Source organism: Cupriavidus sp. MPR-AND1C, assembly GCF_058809705.1.
In genome coordinates, this window is sequence record NZ_JBXASU010000030.1 from 1 (window position 1) to 19,421 (window position 19,421).

Annotated in this window: 14 protein-coding genes; 5 read left to right on the forward strand and 9 right to left on the reverse strand. The window is 67.7% G+C overall.

Annotation, left to right across the window (positions count from 1 at the left end; all coding sequences use genetic code 11):
- Positions 1-64: 64 nt before the first annotated feature.
- Genes AC1RWI_RS17550 through AC1RWI_RS17560 form a run of 3 tightly spaced genes read right to left on the reverse strand, consistent with a single transcriptional unit; the run spans position 65 to position 2,796 of the window.
- Entirely contained in the window at positions 65-1,240 is a 1,176-nt protein-coding gene (locus tag AC1RWI_RS17550; protein ID WP_043344830.1) for a vWA domain-containing protein, read from the reverse strand.
- Positions 1,241-1,292: 52 nt separating this feature from the next.
- The gene (locus tag AC1RWI_RS17555; RefSeq protein ID WP_492867718.1) at positions 1,293-1,907 is read right to left on the reverse strand and encodes a GNAT family N-acetyltransferase; all 615 of its coding nucleotides are present in this window, start codon (positions 1,905-1,907) and stop codon (positions 1,293-1,295) included.
- Positions 1,908-1,917: 10 nt separating this feature from the next.
- The gene (locus AC1RWI_RS17560) at positions 1,918-2,796 is read right to left on the reverse strand and encodes an AAA family ATPase (RefSeq protein WP_492867720.1); all 879 of its coding nucleotides are present in this window, start codon (positions 2,794-2,796) and stop codon (positions 1,918-1,920) included.
- Positions 2,797-3,206: 410 nt separating this feature from the next.
- On the opposite strand from AC1RWI_RS17560, the gene AC1RWI_RS17565 reads away from it, so the two are divergent.
- Entirely contained in the window at positions 3,207-3,554 is a 348-nt protein-coding gene (locus AC1RWI_RS17565; RefSeq protein ID WP_043344837.1) for a c-type cytochrome, read from the forward strand.
- A gap of 12 nt (positions 3,555-3,566) precedes the next feature.
- The gene (locus tag AC1RWI_RS17570) at positions 3,567-3,965 is read left to right on the forward strand and encodes a c-type cytochrome (RefSeq protein WP_492867722.1); all 399 of its coding nucleotides are present in this window, start codon (positions 3,567-3,569) and stop codon (positions 3,963-3,965) included.
- A gap of 118 nt (positions 3,966-4,083) precedes the next feature.
- On the opposite strand, the gene aroG is transcribed toward AC1RWI_RS17570, so the two are convergent.
- Both aroG and AC1RWI_RS17580 read right to left on the reverse strand, forming a co-directional pair.
- The gene (gene aroG / locus AC1RWI_RS17575; RefSeq protein WP_492867724.1) at positions 4,084-5,163 is read right to left on the reverse strand and encodes a 3-deoxy-7-phosphoheptulonate synthase AroG; all 1,080 of its coding nucleotides are present in this window, start codon (positions 5,161-5,163) and stop codon (positions 4,084-4,086) included.
- 326 nt (positions 5,164-5,489) lie between these two features.
- Positions 5,490-5,789, reverse strand: a complete 300-nt coding sequence (locus AC1RWI_RS17580; RefSeq protein ID WP_492867726.1) for a helix-turn-helix domain-containing protein — start codon at positions 5,787-5,789, stop codon at positions 5,490-5,492.
- Between the two features lie 209 nt (positions 5,790-5,998).
- Between AC1RWI_RS17580 and AC1RWI_RS17585 the strand changes: the two genes are divergently transcribed.
- Positions 5,999-7,054: a class I SAM-dependent methyltransferase gene (locus tag AC1RWI_RS17585; RefSeq protein WP_492867728.1), complete on the forward strand. Its 1,056-nt coding sequence runs from the start codon at positions 5,999-6,001 to the stop codon at positions 7,052-7,054.
- A 45-nt stretch (positions 7,055-7,099) separates the two neighbouring features.
- Here the strand turns inward: AC1RWI_RS17585 and tldD are convergent, their stop codons facing one another.
- The 3 genes from tldD to AC1RWI_RS17600 form a co-directional block, all read right to left on the reverse strand.
- Positions 7,100-8,560: a metalloprotease TldD gene (gene tldD / locus AC1RWI_RS17590; protein ID WP_043344843.1), complete on the reverse strand. Its 1,461-nt coding sequence runs from the start codon at positions 8,558-8,560 to the stop codon at positions 7,100-7,102.
- 104 nt (positions 8,561-8,664) lie between these two features.
- Positions 8,665-9,522: a carbon-nitrogen hydrolase family protein gene (locus AC1RWI_RS17595; protein ID WP_043344845.1), complete on the reverse strand. Its 858-nt coding sequence runs from the start codon at positions 9,520-9,522 to the stop codon at positions 8,665-8,667.
- A 60-nt stretch (positions 9,523-9,582) separates the two neighbouring features.
- Complete coding sequence (locus AC1RWI_RS17600; RefSeq protein ID WP_492867730.1) at positions 9,583-13,890, reverse strand: YhdP family protein; 4,308 nt, start codon at positions 13,888-13,890, stop codon at positions 9,583-9,585.
- 228 nt (positions 13,891-14,118) lie between these two features.
- Between AC1RWI_RS17600 and glnE the strand changes: the two genes are divergently transcribed.
- Both glnE and rrtA read left to right on the forward strand, forming a co-directional pair.
- A complete protein-coding gene (gene glnE / locus AC1RWI_RS17605) occupies positions 14,119-16,959 on the forward strand; it encodes a bifunctional [glutamate--ammonia ligase]-adenylyl-L-tyrosine phosphorylase/[glutamate--ammonia-ligase] adenylyltransferase (RefSeq protein WP_492867779.1) in 2,841 nt (946 codons plus the stop codon).
- On the forward strand, positions 16,956-17,591 hold the full coding sequence (rrtA, locus tag AC1RWI_RS17610; protein WP_043344850.1) for a rhombosortase: 636 nt from the start codon (positions 16,956-16,958) through the stop codon (positions 17,589-17,591). The genes glnE and rrtA overlap by 4 nt, the downstream gene beginning before the upstream one ends.
- 71 nt (positions 17,592-17,662) lie before the next feature.
- Here the strand turns inward: rrtA and AC1RWI_RS17615 are convergent, their stop codons facing one another.
- Positions 17,663-19,348 carry a S8 family peptidase gene (locus AC1RWI_RS17615; protein WP_043344851.1) on the reverse strand — a complete coding sequence of 562 codons (1,686 nt, stop codon included), beginning with the start codon at positions 19,346-19,348 and terminating at the stop codon, positions 17,663-17,665.
- Positions 19,349-19,421: the final 73 nt, after the last annotated feature.

A 19,421-nucleotide genomic window follows, 5' to 3' on the forward strand; every position in this document is an offset into this window, starting at 1 on the left:
GGGGGATGCTGGGCGGACTGCTGCGCGCCTGAAGCACAGGGGCAGCAGTCCAGGCCCGGTGGCGTTACTTGGAGAGCAGGCGCATCGCCTGCTCCAGTCCGCCGAGCGTGACCGGAAACATGCGCGACTTCATGATCTGGTTGATCACCGTCACCGACTGCCGGTACTGCCACAGGCCTTCGGGCTCGGGGTTGAGCCAGACAAAGCGCGGGAACTGCTCGATCAGGCGGTTGAGCCATACCGCCCCGGCTTCCGGGTTGTTGTACTCCACCGAGCCCCCGGGCTGCAGGATCTCGTACGGGCTCATGGTGGCATCGCCGACAAAGATCACTTTGTAGTCCGGCGTGTACTTGTGGATCAGATCCCACGTGGCGATCTTCTCCGCATGGCGGCGGCGATTGTTCTTCCACACGTAGTCGTACACGCAGTTATGGAAGTAGTAGTACTCCAGGTGCTTGAACTCGGTCTTTGTGGCCGAGAACAATTCCTCCACGCGCTTGATGTGGTCGTCCATCGAGCCGCCGACGTCCATCAGCATCAGCACCTTGACCTTGTTGTGGCGCTCCGGGCGCAGCTTGATGTCGAGCAAGCCGGCATTGGCGGCGGTGGAGTGGATGGTGTCGTCCAGGTCCAGCTCGGTTTCCGCGCCTTCGCGCGCGAAACGGCGCAGGCGGCGCAGCGCCACCTTGATATTGCGCGTGCCGAGTTCGACCTGGTCGTCGTAGTCCTTGTAGGCGCGGGTTTCCCACACCTTGATGGCGGTGCGGTTGCCCTTGGACGGGCCGCCGATGCGGATGCCTTCCGGGTTATAGCCGCCGTGCCCGAACGGCGAGGTGCCACCGGTGCCGATCCACTTGTTGCCGCCCTCGTGTTTTTCCTTTTGCTCGTCGAGCAGCTGCTTGAGCCGCTCCATCAGCTTGTCGAGTCCTCCCATGGCTTCGATCTTGGCTTTTTCCTCGGCCGAGAGCTCGCGCTCCAGCGTCTTTTGCAGCCAGTCCAGGGGGATGTCGGATTTCCAGTCGACCAGGCTTTCGATGCCCTTGAAGTAGGCGGCAAAGGTCTGGTCGAACTTGTCGAAGTGCTTCTCGTCCTTGACCAGCGTCATGCGCGACAAGTAGTAGAACTCGTCGATCGACGGCGTGATCACCTCGGCCTTGAGCGCTTCCAGCATGGTCAGGTATTCCTTGACCGAGACGGGCAGCTTGGCGTGGCGCAGCGAGAAGAAGAAATCGATCAGCATGGTGGGCTCGCTTAGAGTTTCCCGCAGCGGGTGCGGCGGTTTGCGTGCCGGTTCACGAGGCGCGCCCCGGCAGGTCCAGGCGGTATTGCAGGTGGCGTTTCACCGTCGGCCATTCGCTGGCGATGATGGAGAACACCACGGTATCGCGCAGCGAACCGTCGGGCATGCGCTGGTGGTTGCGCAGCACGCCGTCCTGCTTGGCGCCAAGCCGGGCGATGGCGGTGCGGCTCTGGTGGTTCATCCAGTGCGTGCGGAACTCCACGGCGATGCATGCCAGTTGCTCGAACGCGTGCGTGAGCAGCATCAGCTTGCATTCGGTGTTCACGGCGCTGCGCTGCACGCGCTGCGCATGCCAGGTATGGCCGATCTCCAGGCGCCGGTTGGCACTGTCGACATTGAAGTAACGCGTCGCGCCCACCACCGCGCCCGGCACGCCGTCGCGGACCTCGCGGATCACGAACGGCATCGCGCCCTGCTGCTCGCGCATCTGCAGCGCGGTGTCGGTCCACGCGCGCACCTGGTCCGGCGCCGGCACCGAGGTGTACCAGAGCTTCCACAGCTCACCGTCGGCGACGGCGGCCTGCACCTCGGCCTCATGCTCCGGGCGCAGCGGCTCAAGCAGGGCGTGCTGGCCGCGCAGGGTGACGGGTTCGATGAAGCGTGCCATGGCGCGGCGCTCAGCGGTTGGCGCGGTTCATGAAGACGAGGCGCTCGAACAGGTGCACGTCCTGCTCGTTCTTCAGCAGCGCGCCGTGCAGCGGCGGGATCGCGGCCTTCTTGTCCGGGCTCTTGAGCGCTTCGGGCGGGATGTCCTCGGCCATCAGCAGCTTGAGCCAGTCGATCAGTTCCGACGTCGAGGGCTTCTTCTTCAGGCCCGGCAGGTTGCGCATCTCGTAGAACGATTCGAGCGCAGCGGCTACCAGTTCGCGCTTGATGCCGGGATAGTGCACGTCGACGATGCGCTGCATGGTCTCGGCGTCGGGGAACTTGATGTAGTGGAAGAAGCAGCGGCGCAGGAAGGCGTCGGGCAGCTCCTTCTCGTTGTTCGAGGTGATGATCACCAGCGGGCGGTGGCGCGCCTTGACCAGCTCGCGCGTCTCGTACACATAGAACTCCATGCGGTCGATTTCACGCAGCAGGTCGTTCGGGAATTCGATGTCGGCCTTGTCGATCTCGTCGATCAGCAGCACCACTTGCTGGTCGGCCTCGAAGGCCTGCCAAAGCACGCCCTTGATGATGTAGTTGCGGATGTCGTGGACGCGGTCGTCGCCGAGCTGCGAATCGCGCAGGCGCGACACCGCGTCGTACTCGTACAGGCCCTGCTGCGCCTTGGTGGTGGACTTGATGTGCCACTGCAGCAGGGGCATGCCGAGCGCCGCGGCCACCTCCTCGGCCAGCATGGTCTTGCCGGTGCCGGGCTCGCCCTTGATCAGGAGCGGGCGCTGCAGGGCGCGGGCGGCATTGACGGCCAGCTTGAGGTCATCGGTGGCGACGTATTGCTGCGTGCCTTCGAAACGGTTTTGCTGGGTCTGGCTGGCGTTGGTGGTGTTGGACATGGGGCAACCTGAAGGGGTTTGTGCGTGTCGGAATTGGCCAGTATAAAAGAGCTTTTCGGTTCGCGTGTGGCGCGCCGTGCCATGCTGGACTGCTACGTGCAGCGTGCTGTACAATGCGGCGGTTTGACGCGCCCCCCACGTCCAAGACTCCACCCCCCTCGCTTCGTCCGCCTTGTCACTCCCGCGGTCCTTGCCGGGAGGCGGCGATGACAAGAGATGGTTACAGAATGAGGCGGAGACAACGCCGAGATGCACCGGCAGCGCTTACCACGGCGCCCGGGTATCCGGCCTACGCTGGCAGCACCGCATCTACCCGCGGGCAGATACGGTCCGGCCGGACGCATTCTGAAGCCATTTCCGACCGGTTGGGCAGGTCACGCAGGGTTTAACACTTCCAATCAGCTACGACAATGAAAAAGCTCCTCACGATGGTGGTGCTGGGCGCGGCCGCAACGGCTGCGCAAGCCCAGGAAGTCAAGGGCAATGTGGACGCCGCCAAAAACAAGGTCGCGATGTGTATTGGTTGCCATGGGATTCCCGGCTATCGCGCCTCCTTCCCCGAGGTGTACCAGGTGCCCCTGCTCGGCGGCCAGAACGCCAAGTACATCGAGAATGCGCTCAAGGAATACCAGAAGGGCGACCGCAAGCACCCGACCATGCGTGGCATTGCCGCGACCCTGACCGACCAGGACATCGCCGACGTGGCTGCCTACTACGCGCAGCAGTCTTCCAGCACGCAAAACAACACCCAGAAGTAAGAGGACCCACCCATGAATACGCTTAAGACGCTTTCGCTCGCGATCGGCGCACTCGTGCTGGGCGCCTCGGCCATCACCGCCTCGGCTGCCGACCTCGCGCACGGCAAGGCGCTGGTGGAGAAGGGCAACTGCGTGGCATGCCACGGCGCCGGCATGAATGCCCCGATCACCCCGGATTACCCGAAGCTGGCCGGCCAGCATGCCGACTACCTGTACCACGCGCTGGCTGCCTACCAGATCACCACCAACCCGCAGGTGGGCCGCTCCAACGCCATCATGGCCGGCCAGGTCAACGCCAACCCCGGCGTGACGGGCAAGGATGGCAAGCCGCGTCCCTTCACCCGGGATGAGCTGAAGGATATCGCCGCCTACATTGAATCGCTGCCGGGCGGCCTGGTGCTGAAGAAGTAAGCCAACTGGCGCCGGCCCAAGCCGCGCGGGTCCGGAGCAGGAAAAAGCCGCTGTTCCCAGCGGCTTTTTCTTTGCCCGCGCACCCGGTGCGCAAGCGCCACGGGCCGCGTCAGGCGGCTCAGTTGCCGGTGCCCTTGGCCAGGCGGCGTGCCTTGACGGCGTTGGCCAGGGTTTCGAGCACCTTTACCGAATCGTCCCATCCGATGCAGGCATCGGTGACCGACTGGCCGTAGGTGAGTTCTTCCACCGGCGTGCCCTGGGCGTGGTCCTGGCGGCCGCCCACCAGGTGGGATTCCACCATCACGCCGACGATGCGCTCGTCGCCCGCGGCCATCTGGCGGCCGATGTCCTCGCAGACCGGGATCTGGTTCTCGTGCTTCTTGCTGCTGTTGGCGTGCGAGGCATCGATCATCAGGCGCGCGGCCAGGCCGGCCTTGGAGATCGCTTCGCAGGCTTCCTGCACGCTGGCGGCATCGTAGTTAGGCGTCTTGCCGCCGCGCAGGATGATGTGGCAATCCTCATTGCCCGAGGTCGACACGATGGCGGAGTGCCCGCCCTTGGTCACCGACAGGAAATGGTGAGGCTGCGAGGCGGCCTTGATCGCATCGACAGCGATCTTGACGTTGCCATCGGTGCCGTTCTTGAATCCGACCGGGCACGACAGTCCGGAGGCCAGCTCCCGGTGCACCTGGCTTTCCGTGGTGCGCGCGCCGATGGCGCCCCAGCTGACCAGGTCGGCGATGTATTGCGGGCTGATCATGTCGAGGTATTCGGTGCCGGTCGGCACGCCCAGCTCGCTGATGTTCAGCAGCAGTTCGCGCGCGGTGCGCAAGCCGTCGTTGATCTTGAAGCTGCCGTCCATGTGCGGGTCGTTGATCAGTCCCTTCCAGCCCACGGTGGTGCGCGGTTTTTCGAAATACACCCGCATCACGACTTCCAGCTCCCCGGCGAAACGGTCGCGCTGGACCTTGAGCAGCTTGGCGTACTCGAGCGCGGCGCGGGTGTCGTGGATGGAGCAGGGGCCGATGATCACGATCAGGCGGTCATCCATGCCGTGCAGGATCCGGTGCATGGACTGGCGCGCGCCGTAGATCACGTCGGACGCCTTTTCGGAGCAGCCGAACTCGCGGATCAGGTGCGCCGGGGGCAACAATTCCTTGAGTTCGCGAATGCGCAGGTCGTCGGTGTTCTTCAGCATGATGGCTCCGGATTTTGTAGGGTCGTGTGTTTGGGGTGTCTGGGCTAGAGCTGGGTGCGGGCCGGTATAAAAAAAGCCGCCAGGTTCGCTGGCGGCTTTTTTTGAATTCTGGAGGCACTTACGATCGTCCCTCTCCATCCGCCAGCGGTGCGAGATCGCTAAAAAAGTAAAAATAAAACTTAGCGGACATGGATGGGATGCGGCTCAAATGGCGTCGGTTATTTGCGGCAACGCGTCACGGGATGGCAGAAAATTGCGCCAGCCTTGCCGATTCTGCCGGCGGAGGCCGTTGACCATCAGGTAACGAAGCATCTTTATAGCGCGTTTTAAGGGGCTTGGCAAGCGTCCGGCATTGCGCCGGCCACAATTTCCGTTCGTCCGATGGCGGGTCCCGGATCCAGTTCCAGCCCGCGCATCACGGCGGCGGTGCGGTTCTCCACGCCCAGCTTCACGTACACATGCTGGAGGTGTTTTTGCACCGTGCGGGCGCTGATGCCGAGCATGCCCGCGATTTCACGGTCCGTCTTGCCGTGCGCCAGCCAGCGCAGCACCTGCTGCTCGCGCGCGGTCAGCCTGGCGAGCATGGAGAGCGCCTGGTCATCCTGGCAGCGGCTGGATGTGAGCATTGCGGCGGCTTTGGGCTGCACGCCGGTACGCAATGCTGCGTATTGGCGCCTTCCCGTGCGTGAACCAACATGAATGAGGCCAGTATAGGCGTCGCCAGCGCGCACCGCAGTGCGGCGGCGGCACCTGCACCGGTTTGCCCGGGGGAAGACAGGCGAACGCGGCGTGCCGGGCAGCTCAGGCACACGGGGCTGAGGGGGAGGGAGGCATCATGGCGATCGATGAGGGGAGGCTAAACGCCTTCATGGGGCAGTTCGTCCAGGATCTGGGCGCGGTGATGCATGCAGCCACCATCGTGGTCGGCGATACGCTTGGCCTTTACAAAGCCTTGGCCGAGAAACCGATGACAGTGCAGGTGCTGGCCGAGAAAACCCATACTGATGAGCGCTATCTGCTCGAGTGGCTGTCCGCGCAGGCGGCCAGCGGTTATGTCGCGTACGACCCGGCCACCAATCTGTTCAGCCTGACCGAGGAGCAGGCCTTCGCGCTGGCCCAGGAGGGCAGCCCCGCCTTTATTCCAGGCGCCTTCCAGATCGCGGTCGCGCAGTTCAAGGCGATTCCCAAGATCGTGGATGCCTTTCGCAATGGACGCGGGCTGGGCTGGCATGAACACGATCCGTCGCTGTTTCACGGCACCGAGCGGTTTTTCCGCCCGGGCTATGCGGCGCACCTGACGGCGGAATGGATTCCCGCGCTGGAGGATGTGCAGGCCAAGTTGCAGGCTGGCGCTCGCGTGGCCGACGTGGGCTGCGGGCATGGCGCCTCCACCATCATCATGGCGCAGGCGTATCCGGCATCGGAGTTCTACGGCTTTGACTACCACGAGCCGTCGATCCGCCTTGCCACCGAGGCGGCGGCGCGCGCCGGCGTGCAGGGCCGCGTGCATTTCGAGGTGGCAAAAGCCAAGGAGTATGGCGGCAAGGATTACGACCTGGTGGCCGTGTTCGACTGCCTGCACGATATGGGCGATCCGGCCGGCGCCGCCGCGCATGTGCGCGAGACCTTGCGCCCGGACGGCACCTGGATGATCGTCGAGCCTTTCGCCAACGACCGGCTCGAAGACAACCTGAACCCGGTCGGGCGGGTGTTTTACTCGGCCTCGACCTTCATCTGCACGCCAGCGTCGCGCTCGCAGGAGGTGGGGCTGTGCCTGGGCGCCCAGTCGGGCGAGGCACGCATGCGCTCGGTGGTGCAGCAAGGCGGTTTTTCGCGTTTTCGCCGGGCGGCGCAAACACCGTTCAACCTGATCTACGAGGCGCGGCCCTGAACGGCAAGGGACCGCGCCCGGCCTGCCCGGCCAGCGGGACGGCAATCAGGCCGTGCCGCCCACCGTCATGTTCTCGATGCGCAGGGTCGGCTGGCCCACGCCCACCGGCACGCTCTGGCCTTCCTTGCCGCACACGCCCACGCCCGAGTCCAGGCGCATGTCGTTGCCGATCATGGTGACGTCCTTGAGCGATTCCGGCCCGTTGCCGACCAGCGTGGCGCCCTTGACCGGGGCGGTGATCTTGCCGTCCTCGATCAGGTAGGCCTCGCTGGCGGAGAACACGAACTTGCCGTTGGTGATGTCAACCTGGCCGCCGCCGAAGTTGACCGCGTAGAGGCCGCGCTTGACGCTGGCGATGATCTCCTGCGGGTCGCGGTTGCCGTTGAGCATGTAGGTGTTGGTCATGCGCGGCATCGGCAGCGCGGCGTAGCTCTCGCGGCGCGCGTTGCCGGTTACCGGCATCTTCATCAGGCGCGCGTTGAGCGTGTCCTGGATATAGCCCTTGAGGATGCCGTCCTCGATCAGTGTGGTGCACTGGGTCGGGTTGCCCTCGTCGTCAAGGTTGAGCGAGCCGCGGCGGTTGGCCAGCGTGCCGTCGTCCACCACCGTCACGCCTTTGGCCGCCACGCGCTCGCCCATGCGGCCGGCGAAGGCCGACGAGCCTTTGCGGTTGAAGTCGCCCTCCAGGCCATGGCCGATGGCCTCGTGCAGCAGCACGCCGGGCCAGCCCGGGCCGAGCACGACGGTCATGGCACCGGCCGGGGCCGGACGCGCCTCCAGGTTGACGAGCGCCGAGGCCACGGCCTCGTCCACGTACTGGCGCAGCAGCTCATCGGTGAAATAGCCGTAGGCATAGCGCCCGCCGCCGCCGGAGGAGCCGATCTCGCGGCGCCCGTTCTGCTCGGCGATCACCGTGACGGAGACCCGCACCAGCGGACGCACGTCGGCGGCGATGACGCCGTCGCTGCGCGCCACCAGCACCACGTCGTATTCACCGGCCAGGCCAGCCATCACCTGCACCACGCGCGGGTCCTTGGCGCGGGCCATGCGTTCCACGCGCTCGAGCAGCGCCACCTTTTCGGCGGCGTCCATCGAGTCCAGCGGGTCATTGGGCGAGTACAGGTTGCGCCCGCCTTGTGAGGCCATCTTGCTCGCCACCTTGACGCGGCCGCTGCCGGCGCGGCCGATGGTGCGGGTCGCGGCGCCGGCCTTGAGCAAGGCGTCCAGGCTGATGTCGTCAGAGTAGGCAAAGGCGGTCTTGTCGCCGGACACGGCGCGCACGCCAACGCCCTGGTCGATGCTGAAGCTGCCCGACTTGACGATGCCTTCTTCCAGGCTCCACGCCTCGTTGCGGGTGTATTGGAAGTAGAGGTCGGCGTAATCGACCTTATGCGTGAAGATGTCCGCGAGCACGCGCTGCAGGTTGGTTTCGTCCAGGCCGTAGGGCGCCAGCAGCAGTTGCTGGGCGGTGGCGAGGTTGCGGATTCCGAGGTCGCCGGCGTTCATGGTTGTCCTTTATCGTCGTGCCGCGGTGGCGAAATGGCGCCGCCGCGTAAAAATCTGGGATGCTGGCGATTCCGGGGAATCGGCCAGGTCATTGCTTGTACATGCTACAGCACCCGATGGCGCAGCGCAGGCAGGTTCTGACGCACCTCGTCCAGGCGCGCGGGGTCGATCAGCCCGCTCACCACGCCTTCGCCTTCCGGCAGCACCGCCATCACCTCGCCCCAGGGGTCGATCAGCATCGAGTGGCCCCAGGTGCGCCGTCCGTTCTCGTGCTTCCCGCCCTGTGCGGCGGCCAGCACATAGCACTGGTTTTCGATGGCGCGGGCGCGCAGCAGGATCTCCCAGTGCGCCTGGCCGGTGGTGTAGGTGAAGGCGGCCGGCATCAGAATCAAGCTGGTGCTGCCGCCCGCCGCGAGCTGTCGGTAGAGTTCCGGAAAGCGCAGGTCGTAGCAGACCGACATGGCGACCCGCCCACAGGGTGCTTCGAAGCTGACCGGAGTCTGGCCGGCCAGGATGGTACGCGATTCGTCGTAGCTTTCGCTGCCGCGGGTGAAGCCGAACAGGTGGATCTTGTCGTAGCGCGCCACCCGTTCGCCGCGCGGGTCGTAGGCGAGCGACGTGTTGTAGACGCGGGCCTCGTCCTCGCACCACAAGGGCAGGGTGCCGCCGACCAGCCAGATCCGGTGGCGCCGCGCGGCATCGGCCAGGAATGACTGGATCGGCCCGTCGCCGTCGCGCTCGCGGATGGCGACCTTGTCGCCTTCGCGCAGGCCCATCATGCAGAAGTACTCCGGCAGCAGCACCAGCTCGGCGCCGCCCTTGGCGGCCTGCGCGATCAGCGCGTCGGCGCGGGCCACGTTGGCCTCGGGCGAAACACCGCTGACGGTCTGGATGGCAGCGACGCGAAAAGGGGGCGCGCCGTGGGCCGCGCTGGGTGTTGACGCGGAGGCGTTTGCGGTCATGAAGCGGTTTCCTTGGCTTGCGGCGGCTGCGCGGCGGGGCTCGCACGGCTGGGCCAGTCGCTACGGTGATGGCGCCGGGTAGACACGATTGAACAAACCCTGCACGGGCGGCGCATCGGTCTTATTCTCCCCCACTTTGATGATCTGCGGGTTCGCCCAGCCACCGCTGATATGGAAGCGGCTGCTGAAGGCCTTGGAGAATTCGTCAGCGAACAGCAGCTGCGCCGCCAGTGTGCCGATGCCGAGCGCGGGATTGATGAACGCCGCCGCCACCGAGGCGGAAGTGGCGTTGATGCGGGGCACTACCGTCACGTCCAGGTCCTGCGTTTCGCGCGGGATGTTCGCGCTGCCAGTCATCGAGGCGCGCAGCTGTCCGCCCTTGAGCGCGAAGTCCTTGGTGCTGGCCACGCCGTTCTCGATCGTGCCGATGCCGGTGATCTCGTCGAACACCATGCCCTGGCCCGCCACGCCGCGGAAGTCGAAGGTGGCCAGCCGCATCAGGCCTTGCAGGCTGAGCACGCCCAGCAGCTTGGCCGCGCCCGGGTCCACGCTGAGGATCTGGCCATTCTCCAGTTGCAGCTTCATCCGGCCCGACAAGGTAGGGTAGTCGATGGACAGCGGCGAGCCGCGCCATCCGACTCGCCCTTCGAAGGTGCCGTGGCCATCAGCCAGCATGTGGGGCAGGCCCATACGTTCGAGCACCTGGCCGCCGTTGCGCACGTCGAGCTTGAAGTCGAGCAGCGTGCGGCGCTCGGCGGCAGCGCCTTCGCGCACCCGGCGCGGCAAGCGCCAGCTGCCGCTGCCGGTAAATGTCGCGCCCGGTTGCTCGATGACCAGGCGGTCCAGCGTCCATACGGGCTCGCCGCCGTCTTCGCTGGAGCGCGCCTTGACCTCCAGCTTGCCGAAGTCACGGCCATGCAGTTCGAACCGATCGGCGACCAGGTCCAGCGCGGGCAGGTCGCTGGTGCTGCCGTCGAGCGGATCGCCGGCGCTGGCGGCGTCGCCCGTGTCGGGAATGCTCAGGTGCGACAGGCGCAGCGTGAGCGCGCCTGCGGGGGTGGCGGCCTCGCTGCGCCAGCGCAGGTTCCCCGCCACCTGGCGGGACTCGATCTGCATGCCCCAGCCAGCGCTTTCGCGGGTGGCCTCGAGCACGACATCGTCAAACTCGCGGCCAAAGGCGTGCAGCGTGCGCGTGCGCGCTGCAATGTGTTCCGGCAGGTAGGCTGACACCGGTTCGGCATGGCCTGCACTGGCCTTGCCGGCTTCTGCCAGCAGGGCGCGCCACGCGTCCAGGTCGAAGCGGCTTGCCGTGAGCGCCGCGGTGACGCCGCTGGCGGGCTGCGGCGCTGGCTGCTCGATGCCGATCCCGCCGGCCTGCACCTCCACCGCGTCGCCATTGCGGCGCAGCAGGTAGCGTGCATTGAGCACGCTGCCATATTGCACCAGCATCTCCTCGCTGCCGGCGCGGGCGGCGGCCGGGCGCAGCTCAAAGCGCATTGGTACGGCTTGCGCCGCGCTCTTGGCCATGGGTGCGGGCAGGTTCACCGCCAGCCCGGCCAGTTCCGATGCGACCGTGATCTGGGGCTGGTGATCGCGCACGCCGATCACGGCGCTGTAGGCGGTGCTGCCTTCCAGCTTCTGTACCAGCCAGGCCGCCGGCGAGGCGCCAAGCGCCTCGCGGATGCCCTGGGCGGTGAGGTTGCCACCGGCATTGACCCGGATCGTGCCGTCGGGCTGGCTGCCCCCGCCGGCGCGAATCTCGCCGCCCAGGAAGCGGGCGCGCAGGTCGTTGAGCTGGAAGCCGTGCTCATTGAATGCGACGACGCCGGTGGTGCCGGCCAGCACGGGCAATTGCGGGATCAGCACCACGTCGTTGCCGGGCAGCCGGAACTGGCCGTCGACCTTGGTCGCATGCGCCTCGGTCAGGGGCAGGTCAAGCTTGAGCCTAAGCTCGCCGTTGCCCTGGGCGCGCATATCCGTCAGCACCTGGCCGGTCCAGTCGCGCACCGGGCTGGCGGCGACGAAGCGCAGGAAGCCTGCCATCGACCCGTTGGCGCTGCCGTCCAGCACCAGGCGGCCATGCTCGCCGAGGTCTGCGATGCGGCCATTGACGTCCTGCAGCGTGACGCCGGCGGCGCCTTGCACGCCAGCACGCTGCGCGAGGAACGACAGGCCGCCGCGCTCGAACAGCAAGTGGCCGCTGATGTCGGTGAAGTTCGGCCAGGCCTTGCCGTCATTGCTGGCGCTGGCGACGCTGCCCGCCGGCGCGCTCACATGGGGCGCGATCTGGTAGCTGACATGCTGGATCGGCACTTCGACCCGAAAATCGCCGGCGCCCTCGAACGGGCTGTGGAAGGGAAAGTGCTCCAGGTCGCCCTTGAGCAGGAACCTGACGTCGCTGGCTTCGCCGCCTACCAGGGCGCCAGCCAGGTACTGGCGCGTGGAGGCGGGTATGCCCATGGGCAGGTAGCGCGGCACACGGCTGACCTGGGCGCGGGTCAGCTCGCCGGTCAGGTCGGCAATGCCGCCGTGCCCGTCGCCACCGGCATGCCATGTGCCGCGTACGCTGCCGGCGGTATCCGCGTTGGCGAACTGCACGCCGTCGGTGCGCACCGCCAGCTTGCCGTTGTCGTTGGTCCAGCGCACTTCGCCGTTGATCTGGTCGAACGACAGGCGCGGATCCTCGAACATGCCCGGCAGCATCAGCGCGGCATTGTTGCCTTCAAAACGGGCGCTGCCCTGGCGCTCGTCGAAACTGAAGCTGCCGGAGATCCGCGAAAAGCCCGGCACACCCAGGTGGGGCTTGCCATTCGCGCCGACGGGCGGGTTGGCGGGCTGGCCAAGCACCGAGACGCTGCGCAGCGTGCCCTGCACGTTGAAGTGGCGCTGGCCATCGCGGCGGCTCAGAATGCCCTGGCGATCCCGGGTCCAGTTTACGTCCAGGTTGTCGACATGGCCGGAGGGCTGGAGCGCACGCAACTGGCGCGACAAGGCGGTGTCGAGCGGCAGCGAGGTGGCCAGCGCGCGCACGGTGTTCAGGTCGAAGGTGGGTGCCTTGAGCGTGAACTTGCGCAATGCGCCCTTGTTGTCGGTGGCCCAGCCGACCACTACCTTGCGCATGCCTTCGCGCCAGGCGCCTTCGCCGCTGGCCAGGCCGGCGGCCGCGGCGGCGGAAGCCGCCTGCGCTTGCCGTGCCGGTGGCACGGCCGGCCCTTCGGCCGGCTCGGGCTGCCACAGCAGGGTGTCGATGGTGAGGATGTGGTCGCGGTCGCGCCCCGCGCGGTGCAGGACAAAGGCCTGGGCACTGGCGAGCTTGAGCGCTTCGGGCGCGCCGGAGAGCTTCAGGTCCACGCTGCTGGCGCGCAGCCGGGCCTGGCTGCGGGTGATCTGGCCGCCGCGAAACTCGATGGTGCCGTCGGTGCTGAAGGTGCCGCGCGTGACCCGGTCGAAGACCGCGAGATAGCGCTGCAGCACCGGGAGTTCCAGCCGGCCAAGGTCCCAGCTGGCTTGCCCGTACCAGTTGTGCCAGTCGCCGGTGCGGTGCAGGTATTCATGGCGGAAGTCCGCCTGTACCACCAGCGGGCGTGGCGCAAGCGTGGCCGACTGCGCTTCGAGCTTGAACGTGTGGCGCGAGCCGTGGCGCTGCACGCTGAGCTGGATATCGCCCACGTCCAGTTGCGGCAGTTTGTTCTTGTCGTCGAGCCAGCGCAGCTTGCCGTCGGTGAGCTCGACCTTGCCCTGGGCCAGCAGCCAGTCGAACAGCCGGTTGTCCTGCGGCTGGGCGCCGGTGGTATCCACGGCCATGCCGGCCACCTTGAGCTTGCCGTCGGCGGAGCGGCGGATCAGCAGGTCGGTCCGGCTGGCGGAGATGCGCTGGAACAGCACGTCCATGCTGAACAGCGAGCGCCATGACAGCTTGCCGTCAAGCTCGCCCGCGGCCAGCAGCACGCGCTGCTCGGCATCGACGGCCTTGACGTCACGGGCATGGAAAGCGGGGTGCCAGCCATCCCAGTAGGTATCCAGCTGGCCGATGCTCAGTTGGGCCGCGAGCGCCACCGAGCCGCGCTGCTCGAGCCAGGTGCGCGCGGCGGAGGCCTGCGGCCAGAGCACGAAGCGGATCAGGAGCCCGGCGAGCAGCGCCAGCAGCACCAGCGCCAGGGCCAGGCGCACCAGCACCCGTCCCAGGCCGCGCCAGACGGGATGGCGCAAGCCTGCGAGCAGGGCGCGGCCGCAAGCACGCGCAAACGCAAGCGCGCGCAGGCTGCCTTGCAGCGATGGGGGGGAGCCTGCACCGGCGGCCCCTTCGAGTGCCGGCGTGCCGCCGGCGGCGGCGGAGGGATCGGCAGGTGGGGTGGCGCGGCTGGACATGCGCAGATTATCCGACAATACTAGGCGCTCTCCAATTCGGTGCCTGACCGGCCGTGCATAACGCGCGCGCCGGCCAAGGGCCGGCTCACGCGCTACCAAGTAACAGGAATGACTTCCACTGATCCGACGAGTTCCGCAGCCGCGCCCGAGGCCGCTGCAACCGATGGCGCTGCCGGCGAACGTGCGCCCGGCAACACTTCCGGCGCGGCCAGGCAGGCCGTGGCCGACATGGCCACCGGCCCGTTCGCGGTGGTGGCCGCTGTTGAACTCGTGCCGGTCGATTGCGCCGGCATGGCATTGTACTCGCCCGCCTATTCCCATTACACCCGCCGCATGGTGCAGGCCCGTCCCGAGCTGGCCGAAATCGTCGCGCACGCGCGCGACCAGCCGCTCACGCGCGCCTGGATGGCGGCACGGCTCAAGGTCCTGCATGAGCCGTCGGCCGATGTGGACGACGCCATCAAGCGCGCGCTGCGCCGCTTGCGCGCAGAAGTGATGTGCGTGGTGATCGAGCGCGATCTGCGCGGGCAGTCGACGCTGGGCGAAGTCACCGGCGCGATGACGGATCTGGCCGAGCTCGGCATCCAGTATGGCCTGGCCATGCTGGAAGCGGACCTTGCCCCGACCTACGGCCGTCCGGTCGGGGAGAGCAGCGGGGAAGTCCAGGAGCTGGTGGTGGTTGGCATGGGCAAGCTGGGTGGCCGCGAGCTCAATGTGTCGTCCGACATCGACCTGATCTTCCTGTACGACGAAGACGGCGACACGCGTGGCGGGCAACGCAGCCTGTCCAATCACGAGTACTTCATCCGCCTGGGACGGCGCCTGATCAACCTGCTGGCCGACGTGACCGCAGACGGCTACGTGTTCCGCGTCGACATGCGCCTGCGCCCCAATGGCGACGCCGGGCCGCTGGCCTGCAGCTTCGGCATGCTGGAGCAATACCTGATGGTGCAGGGGCGCGAGTGGGAGCGCTACGCCTGGATCAAGGGCAGGGTGGTATCGGCGCTGGATACCCCCCACGCGCAGCGTACCGCCGCGCAACTGGCCAGCCTGACCACGCCCTTCGTCTTTCGCCGCTACCTCGACTACGGCGTGATTGCGGCGATCCGCTCGCTGCATGCGCAGATCCGCGCCGAGGCGGCCAAGCGCAGCGGCGGGCTGGCGGCGCCAGGCGGCGGCCAGCGCGTCAACCAGCGTGCCTTCAATATCAAGCTCGGCCGCGGCGGCATCCGCGAGATCGAGTTCATGGCCCAGGTCTTCCAGCTGATCCGCGGCGGCCAGGACCCGGCGCTGCGCATCCGGCCCACCCTGGAGGTGTTGGCGGTGGCAGTGGAGCATGGGCTGTTGCCCGCGGGCCAGGCCGAGCAACTGGCGCACGCCTACCGCTTCCTGCGCCAGCTCGAGCATCGCCTGCAGTATCGCGACGATGCCCAGACGCACCACCTGCCAACCTCGGAAGAGGAGCAGCTGGCGGTGGCGAAGATGATGGGCTGCGCCGACTGGCCGGCCCTGCTCGAGCGGCTGGCATCGCTGCAGGATCCGGTGGCGCAACAGTTCGAGGCCACCTTCTCGGACCCCGATGAAGCGCACGCGCCGTGCGAGGCGTTGTGGCCGGCGTTGATCCAGGAAGAACAGGATGAGCCGCCGTGCGAACGCTTGGCCTCAGCCGGCTTCAGTGATTGCGCCGGGCTGCTCGACCGCCTGCGCGCCATTGGTGGCTCGCTGCGTTACCGCGCGCTGTCCGAGCCCAGCCGGGTGCGCTTTGACCTGCTGGTCAACCGCGCGCTTGACCTGGCCTCGCGCCAGGAAGATGCCGACCGCACCATCGCCCGCTTTGTCGATTTCCTGGATGCCATCAGCCGCCGTGCGTCCTACCTTTCGCTGCTTTCCGAGTACCCGCAGGCGATGGCGCGCGTGGCCGACACGCTGCACGCGTCAAGCTGGGCCGCCGCCTATCTGACCCGCCACCCGCAACTGCTTGACGAACTGCTCGATAGCGATGCCCTGGCGGGCGCGCCCGACTGGGCCGGCTTTCGCAGCCGCCTGGCCACGCGCCTCGACGCGGCCGACGGGCAGATCGAAGCGCAGATGGACATCCTGCGCCGCGAGCACCACGCCGAGACGTTCCGCATCCTGTTGCAGGACCTGCAAGGCATGCTGACCGTGGAGCAGATCGCCGACCGGCTGTCGGACCTGGCCGACGCCATGCTCGAGGTGACCCTGCAGGCCGTCTGGCGCCAGCTGGCGACCCGGCATGCCGAGCAGCCGCGCTTTGCCGTGATCGCTTACGGCAAGCTGGGCGGCAAGGAGCTGGGCTATGCCTCCGACCTCGACATCATCTTCCTCTACGAGGACGAGCACGAGCGCGCGCCTGATGTCTATGCCGCCTACGCGCGCCGCCTGATCACCTGGCTGACCAGCCATACCGCCGCCGGCACGCTGTTCGATGTCGACACGCGCCTGCGCCCCAACGGCGAGGCCGGGCTGCTGGTGACCAGCTTCGAGGGCTTTCGCCGCTACCAGCAGCGCGAGGGTGACAACACCGCGTGGGTGTGGGAGCACCAGGCCCTTACCCGCGCGCGTTTTTGCGCGGGCGACCCCGGGATCGGCGCGCATTTCGAGAGCCTGCGCGACGAGATCCTGCGCCAGCCACGCGACGCCGCCACGCTGCGCGGCGAGATCGTCGTCATGCGCCACAAGGTGGCCGAGGGCCATCCCAACCCAAGCGGGTTGTTCGACCTCAAGCATGATCGCGGCGGCATGGTCGACATCGAGTTCACGGTGCAATACCTTGTGCTGCTGCACAGCCACGATCATCCCGCGCTCACGCGCAATGCCGGCAATATCGCGCTGCTGCGCACGGCCGGTGAAATCGGCCTGATCGATGCCACGCTGGCGCGCGAAGTGGGCGACGCCTATCGCCTGTTCCGTGCCCGCCAGCACCAGCTGCGCCTGGACGGGCAGGTCCACGCACGGGTTGCGCCGGCCGTGGTGGCGCAGCAGGCGGAACACGTGCGCACCCTCTGGCAAGCAGTGTTCGGCGAGCCGGTTGCCGCCGGCGGCAAATGAACGTGCAGGCGGCTGGCGCGGCGCGCCGGCCGGGATGGCCGGGCGTGCTGGCCGTACTGGCGCTCACGGCCGCCCTGGGTGCCGCTTTTACCTTCATTCCGTGGCTGCGCGCGCACGGGCTCTATCTGCGCGATGCGGTCATGGGCCACGGCGTGGCGGGCCAGTGGTGGCGCCTGCTGACTGCAATGTGGGTCCACCTTGGCTGGCAGCACTGGCTGGCGGACCTGCTGGCCGCTGCGGGCCTGTTCCTGCTGATTGGCCGCGAGGCGCGCGCCGGCGCGATGTTGGCGGTCCTGTTCGCCTGCGGCGTTGCGGTGCAACTGGCGTTATGCCGGGTGCCGTCGGTGGGCTGGTACGGCGGATTGTCCGGTGCGTTGCACGGGTTGGCCCTGTGGGGCGGGCTGCGGCTGCTCTATGGCGGCGGCGTGTCGCGCGTGCTCGGCGTGGCGCTCTGCCTTGGCGTGTTGGTCAAGACCTGGCTTGAGCAGTCATGGCTCGCGCCCGTGGTGTTCGACGCGCAGTGGGGGTTCGGGGTCGTGCGCATCTCGCACGCGGCCGGCGCGTTGGCCGGCCTGGGGCTATGGCTGGTGCAGGAGTGGTGGCAGCGCCGGCGGGGCGGGCCACCGGCATAGGCGCGCTGGCAAGGGGCGCGGCCGGCGCAGGCCGGACGGTGCCCCGCGTTCGCCGCGAATTCAGCGCGGTTTCAGCGCGACCGCGCCGGGCGCCGGCGGCGCCCGGCCCAGTTCAGCAGCAAGCCAAGCGCGCCCAGCCCGAGCGCGAGCGGCCAGGAAATCGCTCCGCCACCGCCCGAGGAGGTGGCTGGCGCAGCGGGCGCGGGCGCCGGCTGGACCACCTGCGTGCCGGCCGCCACGGCAGCATTGGCATCGAGCAGGCCCGCGCCGCAGATGCCGGCATTGGCTGCGGCCGTGCAATAAGTGCCGGCCGGGTGGGGCCGCGCCGAACTCTTCAAGGTGGCAAGCACCTGGGCGGGCGTGAGCGCCGGGTTGGCGGCGAGCATCAACGACACCACGCCCGACACCAGCGGCGCGGCAAAGCTGGTGCCTTGCGAATTGATGACGTTGTAGTTGCCAAGCGAGGTGGTGCCGTCATTGGACAGGGTCCGGATGAACGATTCCGCCACCGAGCATTTGCCGCCCGATACCTTGGAGTTGCCGCAGCCGCCGCCCGGCGCGCTTAGCGCAACCTGTGGCCCCACGTTGGCATAGCTGGCGTTCTCGCCGTCGTTGGCATGTGCCGTTACGGCGACCACGCCGGCGCAGTCGGCAGGCGCCTCGACCGCGCCGGCGCTGTTGCCCGTGGCGGCGACCACCACCACGCCATTCGCGGCGAGGTCGGTCACGGCTTGCTGCTCGATGCTGGAGCAGGTCCCGCCGCCCAGGCTCACGTTGATCACGCGCGCCGGGGTGGGGTTGGCCGGCGCGTTGGGTACGGAGAGGCCGCCAGCCCAGCGCATGCCATCCACGGTGTCCGAGAGCAGCGCGCCGCAGCGGCCGGAGACGCGCACCGGCTGGATGCGGGCGTTCCAGTCCACACCGGCGATGTTCACCCCGTTATTGGTGAGCGCGCCAAGCGTGCCTGCCACGCGGGTGCCGTGCCAGCTATTGTTGGTTGCGGTCGTGGTCGGCGTGGTGGTGCCCGGGCAGGTGAAGCCCGCCGGCACGCCGTCGCCGGCGTCGGTGGCATCCGCATCCCGTCCATCGCCGTCGTTGGCGATGGACGGATCGGTAATGAAGTCATAGCCGGGCACAATGCGGCCGGCGAGATCGGGGTGCGGCAGGTAGCCGGTATCGAGCACGGCGATCACCAGGCTGCTGCTGCCGCGCGTGCGGTCCCATGCGGGTGGCAGGTTCACGCCGCCCACCACCTGTGCGGGGGTGCCGAGGTAGGGCTGGTTGAGCGCGAACTCCGGATCGTTGGGGATGGTGTCGTGCAGCCGCAGCCAGCGGTCCGGCACCACTTCCGCGATCCGCGGATCCTGGCGCAGCCGGGCGGCGGTGCCTTCCGGGTCGGCGGCATCGCTGCCGGAGACGCTCAGCAGTTGCAAGCTGCCGCCCATCTGGCGCTTGACCGAGAGCGCCACGCCGGTGCTCTGGCGCACGCTCAGCATACGCTCGGGCAGGCCGCTGGCAGCGGCGCTGTCGCTCGCGCTGGTGGCGTTCGTGCCAGCGATTGTGCTTGTGCTGCCGTCGCGCCAGCGCACGATGAAGTTGCCGGTGTAGCGCGGCGCGGGGCGCGCGGCGGGGTCGGGGGCTGCGCTGGCCGCGGCCGGCACGCCCAGCCAGAGGGCGGCGCCAAGCGCCAGCAGCAGGGCGGCATGGGATGCCACGCGCCGCGTTTCGCCAGATCGAAATCGAAGCTGTTCCTGCATGTCTACGTTCTCCCGTTGAGCCCGCTTCGGACCGACCGCGGTTACAGCATTCAATCTTCAGTCTTCAACCTTC

Excerpts from the sequence above, each read along its gene's own strand:
- AC1RWI_RS17615 (WP_043344851.1), bottom strand. The coding sequence starts at position 19,348 with ATGCAGGAACAGCTTCGATTTCGATCTGGCGAAACGCGGCGCGTGGCA.
- AC1RWI_RS17585 (WP_492867728.1), top strand. The coding sequence starts at position 5,999 with ATGGCGATCGATGAGGGGAGGCTAAACGCCTTCATGGGGCAGTTCGTC.
- AC1RWI_RS17570 (WP_492867722.1), top strand. The coding sequence starts at position 3,567 with ATGAATACGCTTAAGACGCTTTCGCTCGCGATCGGCGCACTCGTGCTG.
- glnE (WP_492867779.1), top strand. The coding sequence starts at position 14,119 with ATGGCCACCGGCCCGTTCGCGGTGGTGGCCGCTGTTGAACTCGTGCCG.
- AC1RWI_RS17550 (WP_043344830.1), bottom strand. The coding sequence starts at position 1,240 with ATGCTGATCGATTTCTTCTTCTCGCTGCGCCACGCCAAGCTGCCCGTC.
- rrtA (WP_043344850.1), top strand. The coding sequence starts at position 16,956 with ATGAACGTGCAGGCGGCTGGCGCGGCGCGCCGGCCGGGATGGCCGGGC.
- aroG (WP_492867724.1), bottom strand. The coding sequence starts at position 5,163 with ATGCTGAAGAACACCGACGACCTGCGCATTCGCGAACTCAAGGAATTG.
- AC1RWI_RS17565 (WP_043344837.1), top strand. The coding sequence starts at position 3,207 with ATGAAAAAGCTCCTCACGATGGTGGTGCTGGGCGCGGCCGCAACGGCT.
- tldD (WP_043344843.1), bottom strand. The coding sequence starts at position 8,560 with ATGAACGCCGGCGACCTCGGAATCCGCAACCTCGCCACCGCCCAGCAA.
- AC1RWI_RS17600 (WP_492867730.1), bottom strand. The coding sequence starts at position 13,890 with ATGTCCAGCCGCGCCACCCCACCTGCCGATCCCTCCGCCGCCGCCGGC.
- AC1RWI_RS17560 (WP_492867720.1), bottom strand. The coding sequence starts at position 2,796 with ATGTCCAACACCACCAACGCCAGCCAGACCCAGCAAAACCGTTTCGAA.
- AC1RWI_RS17595 (WP_043344845.1), bottom strand. The coding sequence starts at position 9,522 with ATGACCGCAAACGCCTCCGCGTCAACACCCAGCGCGGCCCACGGCGCG.
- AC1RWI_RS17580 (WP_492867726.1), bottom strand. The coding sequence starts at position 5,789 with ATGCTCACATCCAGCCGCTGCCAGGATGACCAGGCGCTCTCCATGCTC.
- AC1RWI_RS17555 (WP_492867718.1), bottom strand. The coding sequence starts at position 1,907 with ATGGCACGCTTCATCGAACCCGTCACCCTGCGCGGCCAGCACGCCCTG.